At 69.7% G+C, this 20390-nt stretch carries 23 protein-coding genes and 1 riboswitch; of the genes, 9 read left to right on the top strand and 14 right to left on the bottom strand.

The genetic code is table 11. The features are described 5' to 3' along the window. The first annotated feature begins 19 nt into the window (after positions 1-19). Both RAB70_RS13795 and lolA read left to right on the top strand, forming a co-directional pair. Positions 20-1966, top strand: a complete 1947-nt coding sequence (locus tag RAB70_RS13795) for a DUF3857 and transglutaminase domain-containing protein (protein WP_192578929.1) — start codon at positions 20-22, stop codon at positions 1964-1966. A gap of 84 nt (positions 1967-2050) precedes the next feature. Further along, a complete protein-coding gene (gene lolA, locus RAB70_RS13790) occupies positions 2051-2677 on the top strand; it encodes an outer membrane lipoprotein chaperone LolA (protein WP_148828695.1) in 627 nt (208 codons plus the stop codon). Between the two features lie 51 nt (positions 2678-2728). On the opposite strand, the gene dmeF is transcribed toward lolA, so the two are convergent. Beyond that, positions 2729-3826 (bottom strand): CDF family Co(II)/Ni(II) efflux transporter DmeF, encoded by a 1098-nt coding sequence (gene dmeF, locus RAB70_RS13785; protein ID WP_148828696.1) that lies wholly within the window; start codon positions 3824-3826, stop codon positions 2729-2731. A gap of 356 nt (positions 3827-4182) precedes the next feature. Between dmeF and RAB70_RS13780 the strand changes: the two genes are divergently transcribed. From RAB70_RS13780 to RAB70_RS13755, 6 genes are all read left to right on the top strand, one after another. After that, a complete protein-coding gene (locus tag RAB70_RS13780; RefSeq protein WP_148828697.1) occupies positions 4183-5319 on the top strand; it encodes a hypothetical protein in 1137 nt (378 codons plus the stop codon). Positions 5320-5670: 351 nt separating this feature from the next. Beyond that, positions 5671-7041, top strand: a complete 1371-nt coding sequence (locus tag RAB70_RS13775) for a replication-associated recombination protein A (protein WP_148828698.1) — start codon at positions 5671-5673, stop codon at positions 7039-7041. A gap of 58 nt (positions 7042-7099) precedes the next feature. Continuing rightward, a riboswitch (Fluoride riboswitch) is annotated at positions 7100-7170 on the top strand. 80 nt (positions 7171-7250) lie between these two features. Continuing rightward, a complete protein-coding gene (locus RAB70_RS13770; protein ID WP_148828699.1) occupies positions 7251-8591 on the top strand; it encodes a voltage-gated chloride channel family protein in 1341 nt (446 codons plus the stop codon). Next, positions 8588-8995: a hypothetical protein gene (locus RAB70_RS13765; protein WP_225851617.1), complete on the top strand. Its 408-nt coding sequence runs from the start codon at positions 8588-8590 to the stop codon at positions 8993-8995. The genes RAB70_RS13770 and RAB70_RS13765 overlap by 4 nt, the downstream gene beginning before the upstream one ends. After that, positions 8992-9381 (top strand): fluoride efflux transporter CrcB, encoded by a 390-nt coding sequence (gene crcB, locus RAB70_RS13760; protein ID WP_019801484.1) that lies wholly within the window; start codon positions 8992-8994, stop codon positions 9379-9381. Before RAB70_RS13765 ends, crcB begins: the two co-directional genes overlap by 4 nt. After that, a complete protein-coding gene (locus tag RAB70_RS13755; RefSeq protein WP_225851618.1) occupies positions 9378-9719 on the top strand; it encodes a DUF190 domain-containing protein in 342 nt (113 codons plus the stop codon). Before crcB ends, RAB70_RS13755 begins: the two co-directional genes overlap by 4 nt. 41 nt (positions 9720-9760) lie before the next feature. Here the strand turns inward: RAB70_RS13755 and RAB70_RS13750 are convergent, their stop codons facing one another. Genes RAB70_RS13750 through RAB70_RS13740 form a run of 3 tightly spaced genes read right to left on the bottom strand, consistent with a single transcriptional unit; the run spans position 9761 to position 12041 of the window. Continuing rightward, positions 9761-10093 carry a DUF3325 domain-containing protein gene (locus RAB70_RS13750; RefSeq protein ID WP_148828700.1) on the bottom strand — a complete coding sequence of 111 codons (333 nt, stop codon included), beginning with the start codon at positions 10091-10093 and terminating at the stop codon, positions 9761-9763. Beyond that, a complete protein-coding gene (locus RAB70_RS13745; RefSeq protein WP_148828701.1) occupies positions 10090-11706 on the bottom strand; it encodes a PepSY domain-containing protein in 1617 nt (538 codons plus the stop codon). Before RAB70_RS13745 ends, RAB70_RS13750 begins: the two co-directional genes overlap by 4 nt. Further along, positions 11703-12041, bottom strand: a complete 339-nt coding sequence (locus RAB70_RS13740) for a DUF3649 domain-containing protein (protein ID WP_148828702.1) — start codon at positions 12039-12041, stop codon at positions 11703-11705. Before RAB70_RS13740 ends, RAB70_RS13745 begins: the two co-directional genes overlap by 4 nt. 229 nt (positions 12042-12270) lie before the next feature. On the opposite strand from RAB70_RS13740, the gene RAB70_RS13735 reads away from it, so the two are divergent. Then, a complete protein-coding gene (locus tag RAB70_RS13735; RefSeq protein ID WP_148828703.1) occupies positions 12271-12630 on the top strand; it encodes a response regulator in 360 nt (119 codons plus the stop codon). 37 nt (positions 12631-12667) lie between these two features. Here RAB70_RS13735 and RAB70_RS13730 read toward each other — a convergent pair whose 3' ends face one another. Genes RAB70_RS13730 through RAB70_RS13685 form a run of 10 tightly spaced genes read right to left on the bottom strand, consistent with a single transcriptional unit; the run spans position 12668 to position 20365 of the window. After that, entirely contained in the window at positions 12668-13318 is a 651-nt protein-coding gene (locus tag RAB70_RS13730; protein WP_148828704.1) for a tetratricopeptide repeat protein, read from the bottom strand. Beyond that, positions 13315-13785, bottom strand: coding sequence for a cytochrome c-type biogenesis protein (locus tag RAB70_RS13725; RefSeq protein WP_148828705.1), 471 nt, complete (start codon positions 13783-13785; stop codon positions 13315-13317). The genes RAB70_RS13730 and RAB70_RS13725 overlap by 4 nt, the downstream gene beginning before the upstream one ends. Then, positions 13782-14324 (bottom strand): DsbE family thiol:disulfide interchange protein, encoded by a 543-nt coding sequence (locus RAB70_RS13720; protein WP_148828706.1) that lies wholly within the window; start codon positions 14322-14324, stop codon positions 13782-13784. Before RAB70_RS13720 ends, RAB70_RS13725 begins: the two co-directional genes overlap by 4 nt. After that, the gene (locus RAB70_RS13715) at positions 14321-16291 is read right to left on the bottom strand and encodes a heme lyase CcmF/NrfE family subunit (protein ID WP_148828707.1); all 1971 of its coding nucleotides are present in this window, start codon (positions 16289-16291) and stop codon (positions 14321-14323) included. The genes RAB70_RS13720 and RAB70_RS13715 overlap by 4 nt, the downstream gene beginning before the upstream one ends. A gap of 37 nt (positions 16292-16328) precedes the next feature. Continuing rightward, positions 16329-16808: a cytochrome c maturation protein CcmE gene (ccmE, locus tag RAB70_RS13710; protein ID WP_148828708.1), complete on the bottom strand. Its 480-nt coding sequence runs from the start codon at positions 16806-16808 to the stop codon at positions 16329-16331. Beyond that, a complete protein-coding gene (gene ccmD, locus RAB70_RS13705; protein WP_148828709.1) occupies positions 16792-17004 on the bottom strand; it encodes a heme exporter protein CcmD in 213 nt (70 codons plus the stop codon). The genes ccmE and ccmD overlap by 17 nt, the downstream gene beginning before the upstream one ends. After that, positions 17001-17807: a heme ABC transporter permease gene (locus RAB70_RS13700; protein WP_148828710.1), complete on the bottom strand. Its 807-nt coding sequence runs from the start codon at positions 17805-17807 to the stop codon at positions 17001-17003. The genes ccmD and RAB70_RS13700 overlap by 4 nt, the downstream gene beginning before the upstream one ends. Positions 17808-17817: 10 nt before the next feature. Then, complete coding sequence (locus tag RAB70_RS13695) at positions 17818-19146, bottom strand: S8 family serine peptidase (protein ID WP_148828711.1); 1329 nt, start codon at positions 19144-19146, stop codon at positions 17818-17820. Then, positions 19143-19784 (bottom strand): zf-HC2 domain-containing protein, encoded by a 642-nt coding sequence (locus RAB70_RS13690; RefSeq protein ID WP_148828712.1) that lies wholly within the window; start codon positions 19782-19784, stop codon positions 19143-19145. The genes RAB70_RS13695 and RAB70_RS13690 overlap by 4 nt, the downstream gene beginning before the upstream one ends. Next, complete coding sequence (locus tag RAB70_RS13685; protein WP_148828713.1) at positions 19784-20365, bottom strand: RNA polymerase sigma factor; 582 nt, start codon at positions 20363-20365, stop codon at positions 19784-19786. Before RAB70_RS13685 ends, RAB70_RS13690 begins: the two co-directional genes overlap by 1 nt. Positions 20366-20390 lie beyond the last annotated feature (25 nt).

Raw genomic sequence — 20390 nt, 5'->3', positions numbered from 1 at the left:
TCTGCCTGGCCGGAGGCCTGTGCACACCGCGCGCTGGCTGTTCGGCGCGGCGCTGCTGGCGCTGTCCGGCCTCGCCGGCGCGCAACCGGCGCCGGCCGCGCATCCCGAGGCCGACCAGGCCGCGGGCGCGGCGACTGCCCCCGTGGTCAGCAACAACTACAGCTACGTGCGCTACCGCGCCGACTACGAGGTGCGCGAGGACGCCACCAGCGTCGAGACCGACGAGTACGAGTTGCTGCTCAAGACCAAGGCCGGCGTCGACCAGTTCAGCCAGGTGCGGCTGGGCTACAGCGAGAAGCTGGAGACGCTGGAGGTGCTGGCCGCCTACACGCTGACCCCGGACGGGCTGCGCCACGACGTGCCGGCCGACAAGATCTATACCCAGGAGAGCTATTCCAGCGCGACGGCGGCGATGTACGCCGACCGCAAGGTCAAGGTAGTGGTGTTCCCGAACCTGATGCCCGGCGCGCGCCTGGTGTACCGGGTGCGGCGCACCCAGACCGTGCCGTACTTCCCCGGCTACTTCAGCCTGTGGGAGACCTTCAGCGTGTTCTCCCAGTACGACGACGCCACCGTGACCCTGGTGGCGCCGCGGCGCCTGCAGATGCACCTGTACACCCGCGGCGTGCAGGGCAGCGATACGCCGACGATCGCCGGCGAGCAGGCGCGCTGGGAGTGGCGCTACAGCCGCCGCGAACCGATGAAGAGCCAGAACTGGTCGGCGGCCACCTGGGAATTCAGCCCGACCATCATGGCCAGCAGCTTCCGCCGCTGGTCGCAGATGGCCCAGGCCTACCAGCACAGCAGCGCGGCCGCCGCACAGGTCACGCCCAAGGTGCGCGCCCGCGCCGAGCAGATCACCGCCGGCATCGGCGATCGCCGCGCGCAGGCCGCCGCGCTGTACGAGTGGGTGGCTCGCAACATCCGCTACGTGGCGGTGTACCTGGGCAACGGCGGCCTGCAGCCGAACAGCGCCGACAGCATCCTCGACAACCACTACGGCGACTGCAAGGACCACACCGTGGTGCTGGAAGCGCTGCTGGCGGCCAAGGGCATTGCCAGCACGCCGGTGCTGCTCGGTGCGCAGGGCGGGCCGACCCTGCCCGAGGTGCCGGTGCTGGGTCGGTTCAACCACGCCATCACCTATCTGCCCGAATTCAAGCTGTACGTGGACTCGACCAGCCCGTACGCGCGCTTCGGCCAGTTGCCGGCCGGCGACCTCGGCGTGCCGGTGCTGCACACCGCCGACGGCACCGTGGCGCGCACGCCGCCGGACGACGCCAGGCGCAACCGCTATCTGGTCGAGACCGACTACCGCTTCGCCGCCGACGGCAGCGTGAGCGGGATCACCCGGCTGGACAGCGGCGACGTCGGCGAGGTCGGCCTGCGCACGATGTTCGTGCAGCTCAACGCGCAGAACCGCACCCGCATCGAGGAGTCGATCGTCGCCGCGTCCGGCTTCGACGGCAGCGGCGCGTTGCTGCTGCAGGGCACGCCGCAGGACCTGAGCCGGCCGTTCGGCTACGCCTACCGCTTCCAGGCCCACGACTACGTCGACTTCGGCGTGGTCGGCGGCATGAGCCTGCCGTTGATGCCCGGCGCCGATTCGGTGCGCGGGGTCTACAGCACCGCCTCGGCCGAGCGCAACCTGACTCCGTTCTACTGCAACGACAACGCGCGCAGCGAAACCTACCGGCTCACCTTCCCGGACAGCGTGCCGATCATCGCGATCCCGGCCGACACCCATTTCCGCAACGCCGCCGGCGAGTACGCCGCGACCTGGGTGCGCGACGGGCAGACCGTGACCGCCACGCATACGCTGCACCGGCGCGCGATCCACGGCCCGGCGGCGCTGTGCCAGCCACAGGACTACGCCGCCTTCCGCGAGCTGTACCAGCAGGTGCGGCGCGGCTTCCGCGGCCAGATCCTGTACGGCGACCTCGGCCGGATGCAGACCGGGCCGTAGACCTGGCGCGGCCGGCCATCCTCTGATCGCCTATTCAGGCGCGGCGCGTCACACTTCCCACACTCCATCCGGAAATCCATCCGCATGCTTCGCACACTCCGCTACACCATCCTCGCCACCGCGCTGCTGGCCGGCTCCGCCTTCGCCGGCGCCCGCGAGGACCTCACCGCCTTCACCCGCGGGCTGAAGGGCCTGGACGGCCAGTTCGCGCAGAAGGTCTACGACGGCAAGGGCACGCTGAAGGAAAGCTCCAGCGGCCGCGTCGCGCTGTCGGCGCCGCGCCTGTTCCGCTGGGAGTACCGCAAGCCCTATACCCAGCTGATCGTCGCCGACGGCAGCAAGGTCTGGGTCTACGACCCGGACCTGAAGCAGGCCACGGTGCGCGCGCAGGGCAGCGAGGAACAGAACAGCCCGCTGACCGCGCTGATCGACCCGGGCAAGCTCGACCGCCAGTACGACGTCAGCGAAGAGGCGGTGGCCCGCGACGGGCTGCAATGGCTGACCATGACGCCGAAGGTGGACACCGAGGCCAGCTTCCAGATGGCCAAGCTCGGCTTCGACCGCAACGGCCTGGCGCGCATGGAAGTGGTCGACCCGGTCGGCCAGCGCACCGACATCAGCTTCAGCGACTGGAAGCGCAATCCGGCCTTCGCCGCCGGCACCTTCCGCTACGTCCCGGACAAGGACGTGGACGTGGTCGGCGACCGCTGAGCCGGCCGCCCCGCCGCCGCGCGCCGGGTCGGTGCGCGGCGGCCTTTCCGCTCAGTTGGGGCAGGTCTGCACTTCGATACTGACGTGGCCCAGCGTGGCCACGCCCTGCAGGCGTGCGTGGTAGAACGCCGCCGGCCGCGGCTTGTGCGTCACCAGCGACACGATCGCCGCATGCTGGCCGGGGCCGACCCGCCACACGTGCAGGTCGGCGATGCGCTCGTCGTCCTGCTGCAGGCGGTCGCGGATCTGCGCCTGCAGCGCCGCCGGCGCCGAGGCGTCGAGCAGCACCGCGCCGGTGTCGCGCAGCAGCGCCAGCGACCAGCGGGCGATGACGATGGCGCCGACGATGCCCATCAACGCATCCGTCCAGGTCCAGCCCAGGTACTTGGCCAGCAACAGGGCGACGATCGCCATCACCGAGGTCAGCGCGTCGGCCAGCACGTGCATGTAGGCCGAGCGCAGGTTGTGATCGGCGTGCGCGTGGCGGTCGTGGCTGTGCGCGGGCGCGGCATGGGCGTGCGCGTGACCGTGGTGATCGTGAGGGCGGTGATGGTCGTGACCGTGCGCGTGATGGTGGTCATGCCCATCGTGGTGCGCGTGCGCATGGTCGTCATGCCGATGCGCGGCGTGGGCATGGCCGTGATCGTGGTCGTGATGATCGCCGTGCCCATGCCCATGATCGTGATGGTGGTCGGCGCCCAGCATCCAGGCGCTGAGCAGGTTCACCAGCAGGCCCAGCGCCGCGATCCACAGGGCCTCGTCGTAGGCGATGTGCACCGGCTGCGCCAGGCGCAGTGCCGACTCCACGCCGATGCCCAGGGCGATCAGCGCCAGGATCAGCGCGCTGGAGAAGCCGGCCAGGTCGCCGACCTTGCCGGTGCCGAAGGTGAAGCGCGGGTTGTGCCGGTGCCGGCGCGCGAACCAGTAGGCGAAGCCGGCCAGCGACAGCGCCCCGGCGTGGGTGGCCATGTGCAGGCCGTCGGCCAGCAGCGCCATCGAGCCGGTCCACCAGCCGGCGACGATCTCCACGACCATCATCGCGGCGGTCAGCGCCACCACCGACCAGGTGCGGCGCGCATTGCGCTCGTGGCGCGTGCCGAGGAAGTCGTGCTGGTGGGTAAAGGTGTCCAGGGTGTCGTGGTGGCTCATGGCGGGGTCGGCCAGGCAGGGGGATGCCGCGGATTCTAGCGCCGGCGCCCTACGGCGCGGCGGCGGGCGCGTCGAGATGGCGGCCGCTCCGCATCGCCACCGCCCACTTCGATGCCGGCTCTGCCGTTCCGCACTGGACACGACCGCGGCACGCAGCCTAATAAGGGCTGTTGGAGGATAACTAAGAATATAGCAAAATATCCGCTAAGGCACTGATAATTCGGTAAATTCTGAAATTTTACGCATCTCAAATGGCGTGCTAATCGTGGTGCGAACGGACATCGCTGCTACCTCTAGGTCACAACTGCTCATACTTGTGCCGGATAGGAAGGAGTTCCCCTATTCCGAGGATATCCATGCGTTCAATTTCCAATGCGTTCTTTTACCAGGCCGAAATTACCCAGATAGATCGATGGGAGCACGGTCCACTCGAGCTCGCGTTCCTATCCGAGCCGGCGACAGGTCGCCTGGAATGGACGGCTCACCTACACGATTGGAATGCCACGCAAAGGGCAGGATTTGTGCGGTCGGGAAAAGCCATCGAAGGGTTGAAGCCGTTCGTGCCTTATCTTGAAGAGCGGCGCAACCCGAACATGATCCTGGTGCCGACCTACGGCGGGAACTCCGAGCTCGACGTCATGCTGGCCGGCCTGTTGCCCGATGACATCCTGGCCAAGGCTGGTCTCGAACGCCGACGCTCCATGATGGGCCTGATGTACATGCACAACGACTTGCCGGCGGACTACGGTCCGCGGGCACGAACTGCATTTGCGCACTACATCTGGACGCGTTTGTCTCCGCGAGCGCGTTTGGGTAAAGGCGCCTTCAACGCGCGCTCGCCGCTGCGACTGCTCGCCGGCGACACCCTGTACTGGGCACACCGCCTATATCGCCTAGCACTGGCAAGGCGTGATGAGTTCTTCGCTCCCACTACGCACGAAGACGAGACCTGGAGGCCGCTACCAGAGTTACGCGCCGGTATCTTGGCCGACCTGCCTGAAGAAGAGAGACACCTGTTCGATATCCAGCGGCCACTAATAGGCGGCGACATCTGGGACGAGTTTGATGCCGACGAGCGCGAGGAGGTGCTTCAAAGCGCGATTGACGGCGACGGGGTCCTTGAGTCGCTCGATCCGGTGATTGAGTTGCTGCACCGCCACCGGATGCACGAGGACTTCTCGGGCGCGAACTCCTGGATCAAAGAGGATTTCGAGCGCAGCTTCTATTCCAAGCGGGCCAAATTGAAAGTCGATCTAGTCGAGACCATCGACGATGCCCCGGCTTACGCGCTGGAGCCCAACGAGCCGTACGAGCAGGTTCTATTCCGCGATGTGATCGCAATGCTCGATCAAAAAGAGCGTCGCTTGATGGTAGCTCTGCGGCTTGGCAAGAGTGCTTCCACCATCGCGCGCGAGTCGGGTCTGCGCGGCCACGCGTCGGTTTCGCGGCGCATTGCCGCGCTCAAGGCGAAGGTCGCCCGACTGCTAAAATGAGCTAAAGCGCTAGCGCCGAGATAGCACCGTCGAGGATGCGCGCGGCCGCAGAGCGCGTTCCCCAAGCCGTTTGGCCTGGGGTTCCGCTCCGCGGCTTTGGACACCGGAGAAACCTTGTTTTTCACACACCGGTGTGAATGCAGGCTATCGCGCGATCTATGGAATAAATGCGCCGCGTTGCCAGGGCGTAGTGGTGATGACCAACAGGGACAACGGCACCGGCCTGGAACCGTCGATCCTGCGCGACATCGCACGTCTGTATCACTGGCCGCTCCTTCGCATCCTGGTCGGCTGAACGCCGACTGCCGGCCGCAGCACGGCGTATACGGGCCGCGGCGATAGAATGGGCAGATGGCCAAACGCAGACCCTTCGCTTCCGATACCCCAGACCTGTTGAGCGTCGACCGCGAGGCCATGCGCCCGCTGGCCGAGCGCATGCGACCGCGCACGCTCGACGAGATGGTCGGGCAGAAGCGCCTGCTGGCGCCGACCAGCGCGTTGCGCCGCGCGGTCGCGTCCGGACGCGTGCATTCGATGATCCTGTGGGGGCCGCCCGGCTGCGGCAAGACCACCCTGGCGCTGCTGCTGGCGCAGTACGCCGAAGCCGAGTTCAAGGCGATCTCGGCGGTGCTGTCCGGCCTGCCGGAGGTGCGGGGGGTACTGGCCGAGGCCGCGCAGCGTTTCGCCGATGGCCGCCGCACGGTGCTGTTCGTCGACGAGGTGCACCGCTTCAACAAGGCGCAGCAGGACGCGTTCCTGCCGCACATCGAGCGCGGCACCATCCTGTTCGTCGGCGCCACCACCGAGAATCCCTCGTTCGAGCTGAATTCGGCGCTGCTGTCGCGCTGCCGCGTGCACGTGCTGGAGGCGGTGTCGCCGCAGGACATCGCCGAGGCGCTGCAGCGGGCGCTGCACGATCCAGAGCGTGGGCTCGGTGCCGAGCACCTGCAGGTCTCCGATGCGGCCTTGCTGGAGATCGCCGGCGCCGCCGATGGCGACGTGCGGCGCGCGCTGACATTGCTGGAAATCGCCGCCGAGCTGGCCCAGGACGAGGGCGGGGAGATCACCGCGCAGACCCTGCAGCAGGTGCTGGCCGACCGCACCCGCCGCTTCGACAAGGGCGGCGAGCAGTTCTACGACCAGATCTCGGCGCTGCACAAGTCGGTGCGCAGTTCCAATCCTGATGCGGCGCTGTACTGGCTCACACGCATGCTCGACGGCGGCTGCGACCCGTCCTACCTGGCGCGGCGGCTGACCCGCATGGCGATCGAGGACATTGGCCTGGCCGACCCGCGTGCGCAGTCGATGGCGCTGGAAGCCTGGGACATCTACGAGCGCCTGGGCAGCCCCGAAGGCGAACTGGCCTTCGCGCAACTGGTGCTGTACCTGGCCAGCACCGCCAAGTCCAACGCCGGCTATGCCGCGTTCAACCAGGCCAAGGCCGAGGTGCGCGAGACCGGCACCCAGGAGGTGCCGCTGCATCTGCGCAACGCGCCGACCAAACTGATGAAGACCCTGGGCTACGGTGCGGATTACCAGTACGACCACGACGCCGAAGGCGGCATCGCCCTGGACCAGACCGGCTTCCCCGATGCGATGGGCGAGCGCGTGTACTACCGGCCGGTGGAGCGCGGCCTGGAGATCAAGCTCAAGGACAAGCTCGACCGCCTGCGCGCCGCGCGCGAGCAGGCGCGGGCAGAGAAGGCCGGGACGCGCGGCTGACGGCCACCGAACCGCGGCGCGCGATGCCGCTGGACACCCGCGCGCAACGCCCCGCATACTCGCGGCAGGAGATGGCGTTCCTCCTTTAACCACCACGCGCTCGGCGTGGTTGATGACGCCTACAGTCGCCCGACCAGGTCGGGGCTGTAGGCGCGCGCGTCCGCATCCCTCGCTCCGGTCGGCCCAATCCGTGGCTGAGGAGAGGACCGATGCCCAAGTTGCAACGCCTGGAACAGTTCGAATTGCTGCCCTACCTGGGCAAATGGTTGGTTATTGCCCTGATCGTCGGCACGCTGGCAGGCAGCGCGTCGGCGTTGTTCCTGTTTTCCCTCGACGGCGCCACGGCCTGGCGCGAAGCGCATCGCTGGGCGATCTGGTTGCTGCCCGTCGCCGGATTCGGCGTCGGCCTGGTCTACCACCTGCTGGGCAAGGCGGTCGATGGCGGCAACAACCTCATCATCGACGAGATCCACGATCCGAAGAAGGTCGTGCCGCTGCGGATGGTGCCGCTGGTACTGGGTGGGACGGTGGTGTCGCACCTGTTCGGCGCATCGGTGGGTCGCGAAGGGACCGCGGTGCAGATGGGCGGGGCCTTGGCAGACCAGCTCACGCATGTGCTGCGTCTGCAGCGTCCGGACCGGCGCATGCTGTTGATGGCCGGCATCAGCGCCGGTTTCGCCTCGGTGTTCGGCACGCCGCTGGCGGGCGCGGTGTTCGGCCTGGAAGTGCTGGCGATCGGCCGCATGCGCTACGACGCGCTGTTCCCCTGCGTCGTCGCCGCGATCGTCGCCGACCAGGTGTGCCGCGCCTGGGGCGTCCAGCACACCGCGTATGCGATCGGCCAGGTGGTGCCGGTAAGCGGCGCCAGCGTGATGGCCGTGGTCGCCGCGGGCATCGTGTTCGGCCTGGTCGGCATGCTGTTCGCCACCGCGACGCACCACGTCGGTGGACTGGTCAAGCGCACGGTCGCGTATGCGCCCCTGCGACCGGCCCTTGGTGGCATCGTGATCGCCACGGCAGTGTGGGCGCTGGATGCCTACCACTATGTCGGACTGGGCATTCCCGACATCGTGCGGTCCTTTCGGCAGCCGATGGCGCCGTGGGATTTCCTGGGCAAGTTCGCGTTCACCGTGGCCTCGCTGGGCAGCGGCTTCAAGGGTGGGGAAGTGACGCCCTTGTTCTACATCGGCGCGACCCTGGGCAATGCGCTGGCGCCGCTGCTGCACCTGCCGTTCCCCTTGCTTGCCGGCATCGGCTTCGTGGCGGTCTTCGCGGGAGCGGCCAACACGCCGATCGCCACCACGTTGATGGCGATGGAACTGTTCGGCGCCGATATCGGACCGCTGGCGGCGATCGGCTGCGTCACCGCCTTCCTGTTTTCGGGGCACACCGGCATCTATCACGCGCAACGCGTCGGGCACGGCAAGCATCGTCGCGCCGCAGGTCCGATGCCGGAGGCGCTGCGGATCGCCGACCTGGGGCAGTTGCGGCGCCGGCCGTTGCCTGTGCAGGACACGGCGGTGGACGCCGACGCGGAGCGGTTGCCGTGAACCGGCCGCTTCCAGCGCAGATGGCGGCCTTGCGCCTGTATTTTCCGTTCTCCACCAAGGCCGGGCGGCCCACGCGCTTCTGGCATCGGCTGACCGCGCCGGCGCTCGCCGATCACCTGCTGGCGATGGCGCGCCGCAGCCGTATTGCCCAAGCCATGCTGCATCCGGTCGAGCGTGGCTATCTGCCCGGCGCTGGTCTGTCGCAGCGGCATCCGGAGTTGAGCGGCATGCGCCATCCGCATTGCCTGGAACTGCTGGACACCGAGCAGCGCCTGCGCGATTTTGTGGCCGACCATGCCGAGGAGTTGCGCAAGGTCCACGCCGTGCTCTTCCTCTGCGAGCTGCCGCTTGCGCACAATGGGGGCTCTCACTCCGCCTTCCGCGCCCAGGGTGCCGCTCCATGAACACGCTCCAGACCATTGTCGCGATCGGGATCGGCGCGATGATCGGCGCCTTGGCGCGCTACGCCTTGAGCCTGGCGATGAACGGCGTGGTGCCGCAGATCCCGATGGGAACGCTGGCGTCCAACCTGATCGCGGCCTACATCGTCGGGGCCGGCATCGCCTTCTTCGCGGCGATGCCGACGCTGTCGCCGGCGTGGCGCCTGTTCGTGATCACCGGGCTGGCTGGGGGGTTGTCGACGTTCTCGACGTTCTCGGCCGAGCTGTTATTGCTGTTGCGCGATGGCCGTCTGGGCTGGTCGGCGGCAATGCTGGCGATGCATGTGGGCGGCTCGCTGCTGATGACGTTGCTGGGCATGTTCACCATCTCACTGGTCCGCAACGCATGAGCGAGGCGAGGACGATGCAAGGCTATCAACTGACGTTCTTCACCGAACAGGAGCGGCGGCACCGACATGCGCCGATCGGCGAATGGTTGCTGCAGTTCGCCAAGGCGCATGGCGCCTGCGGCGGCACGGTGATCGGCGGGCTCGAAGGCTTCGATCACGGCGGCCACCTGCACGCCACGCACTTTTTCGAGCTGGCCGAACAGCCACTCGCGGTCACCGTGTCGGTGGACGAGGCCGCCTGCCAGCGGCTGATGCAGGCCTTGGCGGAGGAAGAACTCGATCTGAGCTACGTGAAAGTGCCGGTCGAGTATGGACGCGTGGGCAAGGCGGTCGCCTAGGCGACCTGCGGCGCATCATCGCCGACGGTGCATGGTCGAGGTCAACCCAGCAGGGCGGCGCCGACGCCCAGCGGCGGCGCCAGCAACGCCAGCGGCACGATCAGCCGCGGCCGGTACGGCAGCAGGCCCAGGGTCAGCAGCGCCGCGCTGGCGCTGAGCGAACCCACCCACAGCACCGGGCCGATGCCCCAGCCGCGCGCGGCCACGCAGCAGGCGAACGCCGCGCTCAACAGCAGCCAGCCGGCGGCCTGCAGTTGCCGCAGGCGCGGCGCGGCGGCGCGGCGTGCGCCGTACAGGTCGAGCTGGTGCTTCTCCATGCCCAGGCACAGCGCGACGAAGCCGGAGAAGGCCAGGCACAGGCCGAGGACGGTCATGCGCCCTCCGTGACCAGGACCGGCTTGCCGGATCCGCCGCGGTCGCGGGCGCGGCGTTCGGCCGCCGACAGCGGCGGTTGCCAGCGCTGCATGCGCCGCGCGGCCAGCGCCAGCGCGATACCGAGGAACAGGCAGACCAGGTCGAATCCGGCCAGCGCCCAGTCTCCGGCCAGCAGGCTCACGCCCAGGTGCGCATCGGTGGTGACGGCGTTGAGCAGCGGCAGCAATCCGAACAGTGCCGCGCCCACATACAATTGCCAGGCCCACATCGCGCGCTTCGGCCACACCTGCGCGGCGACCAGGGCCGCGGCCCAGGCCAGGAAGAACACCGCCGCTTCGCTTTCCGGGCGCGATTCCAGGTGCAGCGGCAGCAGCCGGTTGCCCCAGAAATAGGCGGCGAAGGCGATCGGCAGCCCGGCCACGGTGCCGATGTTGAGCGCGTCGACCAGGCGCAGGCCCAGACCGATGCGCCCGGCCTTGGCGTGCTTGGGCCGCTCCTTGACCGCCCACAGGATCGCGCCGCTGGCCACCATCAGGCAGCCGAGCAGGCCGCAGCCGAAGAACAGCCAGCGCAGCCAGGGACCGGCGAAGTGCGCCAGGTGCAGGCCGTACAGGGTGCTGCGGGTTTCCGCGGCGGCGCCGAGTTCGCCGCTGCGGCCCAGGATCTGCCCGCTGGCCGCGTCCAGCAGCAGCGAGGGCGTGGTGTAGCCCAGGCGCTGGCCGTCGCCCTGGCGGATCTGGATGGCGGCGGCAGCGTCGCCGGCGTTGTAGACAGTGAAGCCGGCGATCGGCGCCTGCGCGCCCCATTCGCGGCGCGCCACGTCCAGCAGTTGCGCGATCGGCAGCATGTGGCCGGGCGTGCCGCTGGCTTCGCGCAGGTTCTGCGGCTCCTGGAAGGCCTCGGCGTAGAACGCCTGCTCGGCGTCCGGATAGGCGGTCTGGATGCCCCAGGGCAGGTACATCAGCATCAGCGTGACCAGCCCGGTGTAGGTGATCATCGCGTGGTAGGGCAGGGCGAGCACCGCGCTGGCGTTATGGAAGTCCAGCCACGAGCGCTGGCCCTTGGCCGGGCGGAAGGTGAAGAAGTCCTTGAAGATCTTCTTGTGGGTGATCACGCCGCTGATGATCGCCACCAGCATGAACATCGCGCAGAAGCCGACGATGTAGCGCGCCCACAGCGCCGGCATGTAGTGCAGGTCGAAGTGCAGGCGGTAGAAGAAGTCGCCGCCGCGGGTCTCGCGGGTCTGGCTGGCCTCGCCGCTGACCGGGTCGAGCAGGGCGCTGCCGAACAGTTCCTTGCGACTCGGGCGGGTGCCGTCGGTCGGCGGCGGATTGCGCCAGAACAGGTCGGTGAACGGCGCGCGCGGGTTGGCCAGCGACACGAACCACTGCGGCGACCGTGGCGCCTCGCGCTGCAGCAGCGCCACCGCGCGTGCGGCCACCACGTCGGTGCTCGGCTGCGTACGCGGCAGTTCCGGACGCATCCACTGGCTGATCTCGTTGCGGAAATAGCTGGCGGTGCCGGCCATGAAGATCAGCAGCAGCACCCACGACACCAGCAGGCCGCTCCAGGTGTGCAGCCAGGCCATCGATTGGCGGAATCCCTGCTTCATGGCGCGTGCTGCTGCAGCCAGGCGATGGTCAGCGCCATAGGTGCCAGCAATGCCGCGATGCCCAGCCAGGCGCGCCCGGCACTACGGGCGGCGAACGCCCACAGCGCGGTGCAGGCGCAGACCAGGATGCCCAGCATCATGCCGCTCAACACCGCCTGCGCGCGCGCCGATGGCCACAGCATCGGCAGCAGCACGGAGGTGGCCGCGGCCAGCGCATAGCCGCCGACGATCGCGGCCAGGGTCCGCGCCAGCACGCCCAGCCAGGGCGGCAGCCCGCGCGAGGCGGCGGTGGGCGGCGTGGAGAGGCGCGGCGGCGCTGGCGGAACTGGATGCATGGGGGCCCGTCGGGAGAGGCACCGGCTTGGCGACAGGGCTAGGCGGAGCGGAATGGCAGCGAGAGCTACCGGTTAGTTAATGATACGCATTCCTATTTTCGGCGCAATGTGCAGGTGGATCGGCACTGCGGCGTCTGCAGGGCGAGCCCGGTATGCCCGGCTTGGTCGGTGGCATCGGGGGCAGGACTCCTGCACCATCGGTCCTGCCATCGGACTGCCTGGGGACGTCATGAAGATTCTGGTCGTCGACGACTACCGCACGATGCGGCGCGTCATCCGCATGCTGTTGGGCCAGCTCGGCTATGACGACGTTGTCGAAGCCGCCGACGGCGAGGCGGCGCTGGCCGCGATGCGGGCGGAGAAGATCGGCCTGGTCATTTCCGACTGGAACATGGCGCCGATGACCGGTCTGGAGCTGCTGCGGGCGGTTCGCAGCGACGCACAGCTGAAAGGCACGCCGTTCCTGATGACGGTCACCGAGGGGCGCAGCGACAAGGTGATCGAGATCCGCGAAGCCGGTGTCAGCGGCTACATCGTCAAGCCGTTCAATGCGGACATGCTGAAGGAGAAGATCGCGTCCGCGCTGTGAGTGGACCGCCGAGCGCAGGTGCGATCTGGTGCTCGCATCAGTGTGGCGTGGCGGCCGCTGCGCCTGTTTTTGCGACCATCGCTTCGGCGGCGGCGATCTTCTGCGTCACCGCCTCGCGCAGTGGCGATGCGGCGGGCAGCAGGGTCGACAAGTGGCGCCAGTCGCCGGCCGCATCGGCATAGCGCTGCTGCTGGAAGGCGGCGATGCCGTGCATCCACAGCGCCCGCTGGTTGTCCGGCTGCTGCGCCAGCACCCGGTCGAGCATGGCGCGTGCGGCGCTGCCCACCGTGAGATCGGTGCGTTGCGCCATGTCGGTCTCGGCCCAGCCGAGCAGGGCCTCGACGTTGTCCGGGGCGATCCGCAGCGCCTGCGCATAGGCCTGCTGCGCTTCGTGTGGGTGCTGCGCCTGTTGCGCATCCCAGGCCTGCTGCAGCCAGCCTTGCAGCAGTTGCGCGGTCTGGTCCGGCGCGGGCGGCGGCAGCGGTTGCAGCGGGACGCCGGCCAGGGCAGCGGGTGTGCCGATGCGCCAGTACAGGCCGGCGCCCAGCAACGGCAGCAGCAGCGCAAGCAGCAGCGCGACGCCGCGTTGCCGACCTGCGCCGGAACGCTGGACGAGCAACGGGCGCAACACCGCGAACAGGGCAATGCCCAGCATCGCGGCGGCGGCGAGCAGAAAGCCGGGCGTCACCAGGCGTCCTCCGCTTCCGTCGTGACGGCGCCAAGGGCGCGGCGGCGTTGCCGCAGCGTCGCCAGCACCATCGCGGCACCGCCCAGCAGCAACAGCGCCGGCCCGAACCACAGCAGCCAGGTGCCCGGCGCCAGCGGCGGGTCGTACAGCACGAAGGCCGAGTAGCGATCGACCATGTACTGCTTGATCTGCGTATCGCTGCGCCCGGCCTGCAGTTGCGCGAACACCTGGTGGCGCAGGTCGCGCGCCAGCGTCGCGTCGGAATCGGCCAGGTTCTCGTTCTGGCACACCAGACAGCGCAACTGCGCGGTCAGTTGCTGGAAGCGCTGCTCCTGCGCGCGGTCCTTGAAGGGGAGTGGGTCCACCGCCTGGGCGAAGGCCGGCACTGCACCGCCCAATAGCCACAGCAGCACCAACAGCCGCCACCACGGCGTGCGCCTGCGCGTCCGTGCGACCAGCACGCTCATCGACGTGCTCCCTTGAGCGCGGCAATCGCCGGACGCAGTTCGTCGGCCAGCACCTGCGGCGTCAGTACGCCGACGTGCTTGTAGCGGACCACGCCATCGGCATCGATCAGGAAGGTCTCAGGCGCGCCGTACACACCCAGGTCGATCGCCTGCTGGCCATCGACGTCCACCAGCACCAGCGCATACGGATTGCCGCGCTGCGCCAGCCAGGCGGCGGTGTCGTGCGGATCGTCGCGGTAGGCGTAGCCGACCAGGAGCACACCGAGTTGCCGGGCCTGCGCCATCAGCAGCGGATGCTCCTCGCTGCAGGCCATGCACCAACTGCCGAACACGTTGAGCAGATACGGGCGGCCGCGCAGTTCCTGGCTGCCGCTGCGCAGGTCCGGGCGGTCCAGGCGCGGCAACGCGAATGCCGGCACCGGCTTGCCCAGCAGCGGCGAAGGGACCTCGCGCAGGTCGTGGCTGCGGCTCCACCACAGGCCGAATCCGAATAGCGCGGCCAGCAGCACGAACGTGGCCAGCGGCAGCAGCCGGCTCATGGCGCGGCTCCGGCGAGCGCGGCCGGCGCGGTAGCGCTTGTCGCAGCCGGCTGCGCACGCAAGCGGCGCGCGCCGGCGCTGACGAAGCCGCCGAGCATCATCAGCAGGCCGCCGGCCCAGATCCAGCGGATGAACGGCTTGTCGTACAGGCGCAGGGTCCAGCCGTACTCGATGTGCTGGTCGTCCACCGGTTCGCCCAGGGCGACGTACAGGTCGCGCAGCACGCCGGCGTCGATCGCCGCCTCGGTCTGGATCCGCTCGCTGCTGTACAGGCGCTTCTGCGGATGCAACACCGCCACCACGGCGCCGTCGCGCAGCACGCTCACCGTGCCTTGCTCGGCCTTCCAGTTGGGGCCATCGATCAACTGCACGCCATCGAATCGAAAGCTGTGCGCGCCGATCTGCGCGCTCTGGCCGGGATCCAGGCGCACATCGCGTTCCACCGACAGGCTTTCCGACAGCAGCACGCCGGCCACGAACACCGCAACCCCGGCATGCGCCAGCAGCATGCCGGCCAGTTCGGCGGGGAAGCGGCGGCCACGCGGCGCGCTGCGCCAGCGGGTGAGTGCATACAACGCGGTGCCGACGCCGACCCAGGCCGCGGCGGCGACGCCGGCCACCGCACGCAGCGTGCCCGCGCTCAACAGCCAAGCCAGCAGCGCGCAGCCGAGCGCGGCCAGCCCGGCGCGGGCGGCGACCGCGCGCAGTGCGCCGGGTTCGGTGCGTCCCCAGCGCAGGTAGGGGCCGAACGGCAACAGCAAGACCACCGGCAACATCAGCAGCGGGAACAGCAGGCCGAAGTAGGGCGGCCCCACCGAAATCTTGCCCAGCCGCAGCGCATCGCCGAGCAGCGGGAACAGCGTGCCCAGCAGCACCATCGCCGCGGCCACGCTGAGCATCAGGTTGCCGACCAGGATCGCGGTCTCCCGCGACAGCGCGGCGAACGGCTTGCCCGCGGCCAGACGCGGCGCGCGCAGTGCGTACAGCAGCAGCGAGCCGCCGACCACCAGTACCAGGAAGCCGAGGATGTACAGGCCGCGACGCGGGTCGGCGGCGAAGGCATGCACCGAGGTCAGCACGCCCGAGCGCACCAGGAAGGTGCCCAGCAACGACAGCGAGAACGCCAGGATCGACAGCAGCAGGGTCCAGGCGCCGAGCGCGCCGCGCTTCTCGGTGACCGCCTGGGTGTGGATCAGCGCCGCGCCGACCAGCCACGGCATGAAGCTGGCGTTCTCCACCGGATCCCAGAACCACCAGCCGCCCCAGCCCAACTCGGCATAGGCCCACCAGCTGCCGGCGACGATGCCGGCGCTGAGGAAGCCCCAGGCGACATTGGTCCACGGCCGCGCCCAGCGCACCCAGGCCTGCTGTTGCTCGCCGCCGAGCAGGGCGGCGATGGCGAAGGCGAAGGCCACCGAGAAGCCGACATAGCCGGTGTACAGCACCGGCGGATGCAGCACCATGCCCGGGTCCTGCAGCACCGGGTTGAGTTCGCTGCCGTCGCGTGGCATTGGTGAGAGCCGCACGAACGGATTGGAGGTGAACAGGACGAAGGCCAGGAAGCCGCTGGAGATCAGCCCGAGCACGCCGAGCACGCGCGCGGCGAAGGCCTCGGGCAGATGCCGGCCGCTGCGCGCCAGCGCCACCGTCCACAGGTTGAGGATGGCGATCCACAGCAGCAGCGAGCCTTCGTGCGCGCCCCACACCGCGGCCAGCCGGTAGTACCAGGGTTGCGCCAGGTTGGCGTTGGCAGCGACATAGCGCACCGAGAAATCCAGTTGCAGCAACACGTAGCCGAGCAGGCCGAAGGCCAGCCAGGCGAAGCCGGCCTGGGCGTAGGCGGCCGGCCGCGCCACCGCCATCCAGGCGCGCTGGCCGCGCCAGGCGCCGAGCAGCGGCAATACGGCCTGCACCAATGCCAGCAGCAGGGCCAGGATCAGCGCGCACTGGCCGAGTTCGGCGCTCATCGCGCGGCGCTCCCGGCGCGGTGGGGCGCGATCGGCCTCATGGCCGTGCCGTCGCTGCGGCGGCCGCCGCGGTGTTGCCGACGTGGGCGCGCCCAGCATGCGCCTGCGCCATCGCGTCCTTCAGTTCCTGCGGCATGTAGGTCTCGTCGTGCTTGGCCAGCACCTCGGTGGCGACGAAGCGCGCACCCTGCATTGAGCCGGTGGCGATCACCGCCTGGTTGTCGCGGAACAGGTCGGGCAGGATGCCGGTGTAGGCCACGGCGGTGGCACCGGCCTTGTCGATCACGGTGAACTGCACCTGCAGCGCATCGGCGCTGCGTGTGATCGAGCCGGCCTTGACCATGCCGCCGAGCCGAAACACCCGGTAGTCCCGGGCCGCGCCGGCCTGCACCTGGCTGGGGGTGAACAGGTAGCTGACGTTGTGCTGCAGGGCCAGCACGAACAGGCCGGTGGCCAGCGCCGCGGCGCCGAGCAACAGCAGCACCAGCAGCAGGCGGCGCTTACGGGTGGGATGCATTGCGCGCTCCGTTGGTCGCAACGTTGCCGCGGGCACGGCGTGCCTGTTCGCGCGCCACTTGCGCACGGATGTCGGCGAGCAGGCGGCGCTGGCGGCGGCGCGGCAGCAGGCTGTCCAGAATCAGCACCAGCAAGGCCAGCGCGTACGCGCTCCATACGTAGACGGCGTAGCCGCCCATCGCCCAGAACCCGCTCATGCCGCGTGTTCCGCGGGCAGCGGCACGACATCGGCGGGCGTCGCCGGCACCGGCGCGGCCTGCAGCGCGATCGCACGCACCCAGGCCTTGCCGCGCTCCAGCGCCAGCAGGTCGGTGCGCAGGCGCCCGCACAGGCTGGCGACGTAGTAGCACTTGCTGGCGACCACGCCGATCAGCAGCGGCCACAGCATCGACAGCGGCATCTTCGACGGGCCCAGCACGCGCACCGTGGAGCCCTGGTGCAGGGTGTTCCACCAGACCACCGAGTAATGCACGATCGGCAGGTTGATCAGCCCGACCAGCGCCAGCAGCGCGGCGGCGCGCGCGCCCTGGCGCGGATCGTCGATGGCACGGTGCAGGCCGATCACGCCCAGATACAGGAACAGCAGCACCAGTTCCGAGGTCAGCCGCGCGTCCCAGGTCCACCAGGTGCCCCACATCGGCCGGCCCCACAGCGAGCCGGTGCACAGGGTGACGAAGGTAAAGGCCGCGCCGATCGGCGCCGAGGCCATGCAGGCGATTTCCGCCAGTTTCACCCGCCACACCAGCGCGACCAGGCCGGCCAGGCCCATCGCGGCGTAGACGAACAGGCTCATCCACGCGCACGGCACGTGCACGAACATGATGCGGTAGGCGTCATGCTGCTGGTAATCCGGCGGCGCCAGCACCAGCCCGCCGTAGGCGGCCACGGCACCGAGCAGCATGGCCGCGGTCAGGCTCCACGGGCGCACCGCGCCGGCGACGCGATAGGCTGTCGGCGGCGCGCCGAGCCGGTGCAACCAGAGCGGGATCCAGGAACGCATGGCGATGACCTCAGCGGGCGAGGGGCGCGCTGCGCGGCAACGCCTGTACCGCGGCGGCGGCGTCGACCTGCAGCAGGCCGTCGCGCGTGCGGCTGGTGCGCAGCAGCAGCTCGTGCACGCTGCGCGCGTCCAGTTGCGGGGCCAGCGCCAGCAGCAGCGCGACCACGCCGCTGACGTGGGCAGTGGCCATCGACGAGCCGGAAGTGAAGTCGTAGCCGCCGTTGGGCTGGGTGGTGAGGATGTCCTCGCCCGGCGCGCTGAGCACGCCCGCCGGCGCCGGGGCGGCGGCACTGCTGCGCACCACGATCACTCCGGGAATGCCGTCGGGAAACCCGTCCAGGCGGCCGTTGGGCGGCATTGCCGCGACCACGATGCGGCCATCGCGCAGCAGCTGTTCCAGCAGCTTGCGCAGCAGCGGGTCGGCCGGGCCGCCGAGGCTGAGATTGATGATGCGGGTGCGGGTGTCGCCGATCGCCGCCAGCGCCTTGGCCAGGGTGAAGGAGTTGCAGCCGGCGCCGGCGCCGGGGCGCTGCGGATACCAGCAGGCCTTGTACACGTCGAGCATCGCCTTCGGCGCGATGCCGACGATGCCCAGGTGGTTGTTGCTGCCGGCGGCGATGATGCCGGCGACCTCGGTGCCGTGGTGGTCGCGATTGAACGCCCCCGGGTCGGCGGCGACCAGATCGCGGGTGTTGCGCAGGCGCCCGCGCAGGTCCGGGTGCGCGGTGTCCACACCGGTGTCGACGATCGCCACGTCCACGCCCTGGCCCTGGCTCAGCGCCTGCGCGGTGGCCGCGTTGGTCGCGGCGAAGCCGCGCTGCATGTCCACGTAGGGATCGTTGTAGCGCAGCGGCTGCGCCGGTGCGGCCGCAGCCTGGCTGTCGGTCGAATAGGTGCCGAAGTCCTGCAGCGGCTGCGACAGCGCCACCCGGTCGTCCTTGGCCAGTTGCGCCAGCAGCGCGGCGCGGTCGCTGCCCGGCGCCGGCTCCAGCACCACGCAGTACAGCCCCAGCGCCTTGATCGGCCAGCCGGCGACCTGGCGCAGGCCGTAGCGCTTGTTCAGCGCGTCCAGGGTGGCGACCGCCTGGGTGCCGGCGCCGTAGTAGCGGGCGGAGGCGTAGCCGAGCAGGTTGGAGCCGGCGTGGCGGCTCGGCGCGGCCATTGGGTTGGCCACGGCGAGGACGATCTGGCGTTGGCTGTCCAGCGCCGGCGACGGATCCAGGCTCGGCGCCTTGGCGTCCGTGGCGGGCGCCGGATCGGCGACGGCCGCCGGCGCGGCCTGGGCGCAGGCGCCCAGGCCCAGGCAGGCGAGGAGCAGGCTGGCGAGACGCAGCTTCATGGCGCGGCGATCGGCTCCGCCAGGCGGATGCCGGCGGTGGCGCGCAACTGCTGCACGCTGCGCTGCGGCTGCGCCGGCGACCCGGCCTGGATCGGCACCACGGTGTAGGCGCCGGCCGCGTTGGGGCCGCCGATCACCCGCAACTGCAGCTTGCGCAACAGCGCGTCCCAGTCGGCCAGGGTCATGCGCGCGTCCGGCACCACCCGGATCGCGTCGGCCGCCAGCGGCTGCGCGGCATCGCTGAGGGTGCGGTAGGCGGTGCTGCGCTCGTGCTCGGCGGACAGGCGCATGCCCAGCACGCCCAGGCCCACCGCCTGCAGCAGCGCGGCGGCGACCAGCGCCCGCGTGGTCCAGCTGGCGCGGCTGCGCTGCGGCGGCGCCTGCGGAACCGGCGCGTCCAGGCGCTGCAGCAGGCGCTGCAGCCCGGCCTCGGCGTCCACCGGCACGTCGCTGGGCAGGGTCATGGCCATGCGCAGACGGCTCTGCTGGGCGAACTCGGCGCTGCAGTGCCGGCATTTGGCCAGGTGCGCGACCAGCCACTCGTTTTCGGCTTCCGTGGCGCTGTCCTGCAGCACCCACGGCATCAGGTCCCAGGCATGCGCGCACTCGTTGCCCGGCTCGTTGAAGCCCGTTTTCATCACGCGCTCTCCGTCAGCGTGGACGCATCGCCGGCCAATCCCGGCAACACGTTGCGAAGTTTGACCCGGGCATGGAACAACCGGGCTTTGATGGTGCCCACCGGGCACTGCATGATCGCGGCGACCTCTTCCAGCTTGTGGCCGAGGCCGTAGACCAGTTCCACCACCAGGCGCTGGTCGGCCGACAGGCGTTCCAGGCCCTTGCCCAGCCAGTCGCGCAGCTCGCGGTCCTCGTCCGGGTCGGCCGCCGCGGCGTGTTCCTCGGCGGCCACGCCGTCGTCGATGGCGTCGTCGCTGTGGTGGCGGATCGCCTTGAGCCCGCAGCGGTAGGCGATGCCCATGATCCAGGTCGAGACCTGCGAATCGCCGCGGAAGTCGCCGGCCTTCTGCCAGACGATCCAGAAGCAGTCGTTGATCGCTTCCTCGATGATGTCCGGGCGCCGGGTCAGCCGCGACAGGAACCGGCACAGGCGCCCGTGGTAGGCGCGGTACAGGCGGGTCAGCGCCTCGCGGTCGCTGGCGGCCATGCGCCGGAGCAGCATGCGGTCGGTGGCATCGCCGAGCAGGTCGGTGTCGTTCATGGGGGCAGGTGTGGCAACGGGCGCC

Source organism: Xanthomonas sontii, from assembly GCF_040529055.1.
GTDB classification, from domain to species: Bacteria; Pseudomonadota; Gammaproteobacteria; order Xanthomonadales; family Xanthomonadaceae; genus Xanthomonas_A; species Xanthomonas_A sontii.
The sequence above is the reverse complement of the archived record's forward strand: the minus strand, read 5'-3'. Positions and strand labels throughout refer to the sequence as shown.

Excerpts from the sequence above, each read along its gene's own strand:
- RAB70_RS13770 (WP_148828699.1), top strand. The coding sequence starts at position 7,251 with ATGCCCAAGTTGCAACGCCTGGAACAGTTCGAATTGCTGCCCTACCTG.
- RAB70_RS13695 (WP_148828711.1), bottom strand. The coding sequence starts at position 19,146 with ATGAAGCTGCGTCTCGCCAGCCTGCTCCTCGCCTGCCTGGGCCTGGGC.
- RAB70_RS13690 (WP_148828712.1), bottom strand. The coding sequence starts at position 19,784 with ATGAAAACGGGCTTCAACGAGCCGGGCAACGAGTGCGCGCATGCCTGG.
- dmeF (WP_148828696.1), bottom strand. The coding sequence starts at position 3,826 with ATGAGCCACCACGACACCCTGGACACCTTTACCCACCAGCACGACTTC.
- RAB70_RS13735 (WP_148828703.1), top strand. The coding sequence starts at position 12,271 with ATGAAGATTCTGGTCGTCGACGACTACCGCACGATGCGGCGCGTCATC.
- RAB70_RS13780 (WP_148828697.1), top strand. The coding sequence starts at position 4,183 with ATGCGTTCAATTTCCAATGCGTTCTTTTACCAGGCCGAAATTACCCAG.
- lolA (WP_148828695.1), top strand. The coding sequence starts at position 2,051 with ATGCTTCGCACACTCCGCTACACCATCCTCGCCACCGCGCTGCTGGCC.
- RAB70_RS13685 (WP_148828713.1), bottom strand. The coding sequence starts at position 20,365 with ATGAACGACACCGACCTGCTCGGCGATGCCACCGACCGCATGCTGCTC.
- RAB70_RS13725 (WP_148828705.1), bottom strand. The coding sequence starts at position 13,785 with ATGAGCGTGCTGGTCGCACGGACGCGCAGGCGCACGCCGTGGTGGCGG.
- RAB70_RS13745 (WP_148828701.1), bottom strand. The coding sequence starts at position 11,706 with ATGAAGCAGGGATTCCGCCAATCGATGGCCTGGCTGCACACCTGGAGC.
- RAB70_RS13715 (WP_148828707.1), bottom strand. The coding sequence starts at position 16,291 with ATGAGCGCCGAACTCGGCCAGTGCGCGCTGATCCTGGCCCTGCTGCTG.
- RAB70_RS13720 (WP_148828706.1), bottom strand. The coding sequence starts at position 14,324 with ATGAGCCGGCTGCTGCCGCTGGCCACGTTCGTGCTGCTGGCCGCGCTA.
- crcB (WP_019801484.1), top strand. The coding sequence starts at position 8,992 with ATGAACACGCTCCAGACCATTGTCGCGATCGGGATCGGCGCGATGATC.
- RAB70_RS13700 (WP_148828710.1), bottom strand. The coding sequence starts at position 17,807 with ATGCGTTCCTGGATCCCGCTCTGGTTGCACCGGCTCGGCGCGCCGCCG.
- RAB70_RS13755 (WP_225851618.1), top strand. The coding sequence starts at position 9,378 with ATGAGCGAGGCGAGGACGATGCAAGGCTATCAACTGACGTTCTTCACC.
- RAB70_RS13740 (WP_148828702.1), bottom strand. The coding sequence starts at position 12,041 with ATGCATCCAGTTCCGCCAGCGCCGCCGCGCCTCTCCACGCCGCCCACC.
- ccmD (WP_148828709.1), bottom strand. The coding sequence starts at position 17,004 with ATGAGCGGGTTCTGGGCGATGGGCGGCTACGCCGTCTACGTATGGAGC.
- RAB70_RS13750 (WP_148828700.1), bottom strand. The coding sequence starts at position 10,093 with ATGACCGTCCTCGGCCTGTGCCTGGCCTTCTCCGGCTTCGTCGCGCTG.
- RAB70_RS13775 (WP_148828698.1), top strand. The coding sequence starts at position 5,671 with ATGGCCAAACGCAGACCCTTCGCTTCCGATACCCCAGACCTGTTGAGC.
- ccmE (WP_148828708.1), bottom strand. The coding sequence starts at position 16,808 with ATGCATCCCACCCGTAAGCGCCGCCTGCTGCTGGTGCTGCTGTTGCTC.